This is a genomic window from Ruegeria sp. CE8, assembly GCF_056537465.1.
This window is the reverse complement of sequence record NZ_JBQFRP010000027.1, coordinates 1-4,454: the sequence shown is the minus strand read 5'-3', so window position 1 is coordinate 4,454 and position 4,454 is coordinate 1. Positions and strand designations below refer to the sequence as shown.

Here is a 4,454-nt window from a genome sequence, read left to right as displayed (position 1 = left end):
CGCGTTTTTACTCGGCGGCTTCTTCGTATTCTGACATTGGTGGGCATGTGCAGACGAGGTTTCGGTCTCCGTATGCGTTGTCGACGCGGTTGACGGGGGACCAGTATTTGTCGACGCCCATGGAGCCTGGGGGGAAGCAGGCCTGTTCGCGGGTGTAGGGGCGGTCCCAGTCGCCGACCAGGTCGCGCACCGTGTGGGGGGCGTTTTTCAGCGGGTTGTTCTCCGCATCGATCTTGCCGTCGATGATGTCCTGTGCCTCGGCCCGGATCGACAGCATGGCGTCGCAGAAGCGATCCAGCTCGGCCATGGGTTCCGATTCCGTGGGCTCCACCATCAGGGTGCCCGCCACCGGCCAGGACATGGTCGGCGCGTGGAAGCCTGAATCGACCAGACGCTTGGCGATGTCGTCGACGCTGACATGGGCCGCCTCGTCCAGGGGTCGGGTGTCGAGGATGCATTCATGCGCCACACGGCCCGTCTCGGACGTGTAGAGGATCGGGTAGGCATCCTGCAGACGTGCCGCGATGTAGTTGGCGTTCAGGATCGCCACTTTCGTGGCCTGGGTCAGACCCGCGCCGCCCATCAGCAGCACATAGGCCCAGCTGACCGGCAGGATCGACGGAGAGCCAAAGGGTGCCGCCGAGACCGGACCCACGGCGGTGCCGTATTCCGGGTGGCCGGGCAGATGCTCGGTCAGGTGCGCCTTGACGCCGATCGGACCCATGCCGGGGCCGCCGCCGCCATGCGGGATGCAGAAGGTCTTGTGCAGGTTCAGGTGGCTGACATCGCCGCCAATGTCACCGGGACGCGACAGACCCACCATGGCGTTCATGTTGGCGCCGTCGATATAGACCTGACCGCCGTGGTCATGGGTGATCTGGCAGACCTCCTGCACGGTGGTCTCGAACACGCCATGGGTGGACGGATAGGTGATCATACAGGCGGCCAGATGATCGGAGTGCTTTTCCGCCTTGGCGCGGAAGTCATTCAGATCAATGTTGCCCTTGTCATCCGCCTGCACCGGCACAACCTGCCAGCCCACCATCTGGGCCGAGGCCGGGTTGGTGCCATGCGCCGAGGTTGGGATCAGGCAGACATTGCGATGCCCTTCGCCGCGGGCGAAGTGGTAGTTGCGGATGGTCAGCAGGCCTGCGTATTCACCCTGCGCGCCCGAGTTGGGCTGCTGGCTGATCGCGTCATAGCCGGTGATCTGGCACAGCTTGTCGTTCAGATCGGCAATCATCTCGTGATAGCCCTGCGCCTGATCTTCGGGGCAGAACGGGTGCAGATTGCCGAACTCGGGCCAGGTGACCGGGATCATCTCGATCGTGGCGTTCAGCTTCATGGTGCAGGACCCCAGCGGGATCATCGCGCGGTCCAGCGCCAGGTCGCGGTCGGCCAGACGACGCATATAGCGGGTGATCTCGGCCTCGGCCCGGTTCTGATGGAAGATCGGGTGGGTCAGGTACTCGCTTTCGCGCAGCGCGTAGTCCGGCAGGCGATATGCGCGGTTCTTCTTGCTGTCATCCTTCTTGTCGATGCCGAAGGCACCCCAGACGGCCTCGATGGTCTCGGGGCGGGTCTGTTCGTCCAGGCTGATGCCCACTTTCGTATCGCCAACCTTGCGCAGGTTCACACCGCGGGCCACAGCGGCCTCCATCACGACAGTCTGCAGGTGACCGACCTCAACGGTGATGGTGTCGAAGAACACTTCTGGCTCGACGGCAAAACCCGCCTCTTCCAGACCGGCGGCAAGTCGCGAGGTCTTGCGGTGCACCGATTGCGCGATGGCCTTGATGCCGTCGGGGCCGTGATAGACCGCATACATCGAGGCGATAACGGCCAGCAGCGCCTGCGCGGTGCAGACGTTCGAGTTGGCTTTCTCGCGACGAATGTGTTGCTCGCGGGTCTGCAGCGCCAGGCGGTAGGCCTTGTTGCCGCGGCTGTCGATGCTGACGCCGATGATCCGACCCGGCATGGACCGCTTCAGCTTGTCGGTGGTTGCCATATAGGCCGCGTGCGGGCCGCCATAGCCCATCGGAACGCCAAAGCGCTGGGTCGAGCCGATGGCAATATCCGCGCCCATCTCACCAGGAGATTTCAGCAGCGCCAGCGACAGGATGTCGGCAGCCACAATCGCGATGGCTTTATGTTCATGCAGCGCCGCAATCTCGTTGGTGAAGTCGCGCACATGGCCGTGGGTGCCGGGATACTGGAAGATCGCGCCAAAGACCGATCCCGCATCCAGCGTATCCGGATCGGCGACCTGCACGTCGATGCCCAGAGGCTCAGCCCGGGTCTTGATCACCGCGATGGTCTGCGGATGGCAGTTCTTGTCGACAAAGAAGGCCGCGTTATTGGCCTTGGACCGGCCACCGCGCTTGGCCATCGCCATGGCTTCGGCCGCAGCTGTGGCTTCGTCCAGCAAGGATGCGTTGGCCACGTCCAGCCCGGTCAGGTCGCTGACCATGGTCTGGAAGTTCAACAGCGCCTCAAGCCGGCCCTGGCTGATCTCGGGCTGATAGGGCGTATAGGCGGTGTACCAGGCCGGGTTTTCCAGGATGTTGCGCAGGATTGGCGCCGGCGTGGTGGTGCCATAGTATCCCTGACCGATCAGCGAGGTCAGAACCTTGTTCTTGCGCGCCACCTCTTTCATGTGGAACAGCGCGTCGCGTTCCGTCATCGCCGGACCCCAGTCCAGCGGTTCCTTCTGCCGGATCGCGGGCGGGACGGTGGCGTCGATCAGCTGGTCCAGCGTCTTGAAGCCGATCACCTGCAACATGTCGCGCATCTCGGTCGGGCTGGGCCCGATGTGGCGGCGATTGGCAAAGTCATAAGCTTCGTAATCGGTCAGTTTGAAGGCCATTGCAGCGCTCCTATGAATAAGTCAGGTCTGGCGGAGACTGCGGCAGCCTCCGATAGAATGCGGGCCGCTCCGGCCCGAACGGGTGGGGGTCCAGATCCGGACCCCCGCAGAGGCTCAGCCGATGAAGGCCTTGTAGCCGGCCTCGTCCATCAGATCTTCGAGTTGCGACGCGTCCGCGATCTTGATCTTGTAGATCCAGGCCTCACCCTCGGGGTCTTCGTTCAGCGCGCCGGGGTTGTCGGCCAGCGCCTCGTTCACCTCGGTAATCTCGCCATCGACCGGCGCGTACAGCTCGGAGGCCGCCTTGACGGATTCGATCACGCCGATCTCGCCGCCTTTTTCGAACTCGTCACCCGCTTCCTGCTGCTCGACGAACACCACGTCACCCAGCTGCTCGGCCGCGTGTGCGGTGATGCCCAGCGTGGCCGTGTCGCCGTCCACGGTCAGCCATTCATGCTCTTCGGAATAATAGGTTGCCATCTTGTCTCTCTCCTGACTTCAACGCTTGTAATTCTGTTTGACGAAGGGCAGCGCCACGATCTGCGCCGGCTGCGGCTTGCCCCGGATGATCAGGTTCACCACCTCGCCCGGCTCGCCATGGCCCTTGGACACATAGCCCATCGCCACCGGTCCACCGACCGTGGGGCCAAACACGCCCGAGGTGATCTGGCCGATCATGTTGCCCTCGGCGCATTGGATTTCCACGCCCTGGCGCGCTGGTGCGCGGCCTTCGGGCTTGATGCCGACCAGCTTTTTGGCGGGGCCTTCGGCCAGTTCCTTTTGCACGCGGTCCGCACCCGGGAAACCGCCTTCTTCCTTGCGGCGTTTTTGAATGGCCCAGCTCAGCGAGGCCTCGATCGGCGAGGTGCTCTGGTCGATGTCATTGCCATAGAGGCACAGACCCGCCTCAAGCCGCAGGCTGTCGCGCGCGCCCAGACCGGCGGCTTCGCAATCCTCATGCGCCAGGAAGGCCTTGCTGACCTCGATCGCCTTGTCCTCGGGGATCGAGATCTCGTACCCGTCCTCGCCGGTATAGCCCAGACGCGAGATGCGGCATTCGACACCGTTGATATCGGCCACGGTGGTTTCCATGAACTTCAGGTCACGGGCCGCCGGGCAGAGCTCACCCACAACGTTTTCCGCCGCAGGACCCTGAACCGCCACCAGCGCGCGGTCGAAGATCTCGGTCACTTCGACACCGTCCAGATTGTCGCGCATATGCGGAATGTCCTGATCACGCAGCGCCGCGTTCACCACCACAAAATAGTGATCCCCCGCGTTCGACACGATCAGGTCATCCATGATCCCGCCTTCTTCGTTCGTAAAGAACCCGTACCGCGCCTTGCCTTCCTTCAGCGTCGCATAAGCCTGCGGGCAAAGCGCTTCCAGCTTCTCACCCACATTCTCACCCCGCAGGATCACCTGACCCATATGAGACACATCAAACAACGCCGCCTTCTCACGACACTGCTTATGCTCTCCCATAATCCCCAACGGATACTGAACAGGCATCTCCCACCCAGCAAAATCAACCAACTTACCTCCCAACTCAACGTGTAAGTCGTAAAGGGGCGTGCGTTTCAATGCG

The 4,454-nt window shown here is 62.8% G+C and carries 3 protein-coding genes; all 3 read right to left on the bottom strand.

Annotation, left to right across the window (positions count from 1 at the left end; translation table 11 throughout):
• Window positions 1-7: 7 nt before the first annotated feature.
• Complete coding sequence (gene gcvP, locus ACR0AA_RS23180) at window positions 8-2,866, bottom strand: aminomethyl-transferring glycine dehydrogenase (RefSeq protein WP_480666395.1); 2,859 nt, start codon at window positions 2,864-2,866, stop codon at window positions 8-10.
• A 114-nt stretch (window positions 2,867-2,980) separates the two neighbouring features.
• On the bottom strand, window positions 2,981-3,346 hold the full coding sequence (gene gcvH, locus ACR0AA_RS23175) for a glycine cleavage system protein GcvH (protein WP_480757737.1): 366 nt from the start codon (window positions 3,344-3,346) through the stop codon (window positions 2,981-2,983).
• 18 nt (window positions 3,347-3,364) lie between these two features.
• On the bottom strand, window positions 3,365-4,454 hold a 1,090-nt coding region (gcvT, locus tag ACR0AA_RS23170; protein ID WP_480757734.1), incomplete at its 5' end, for a glycine cleavage system aminomethyltransferase GcvT.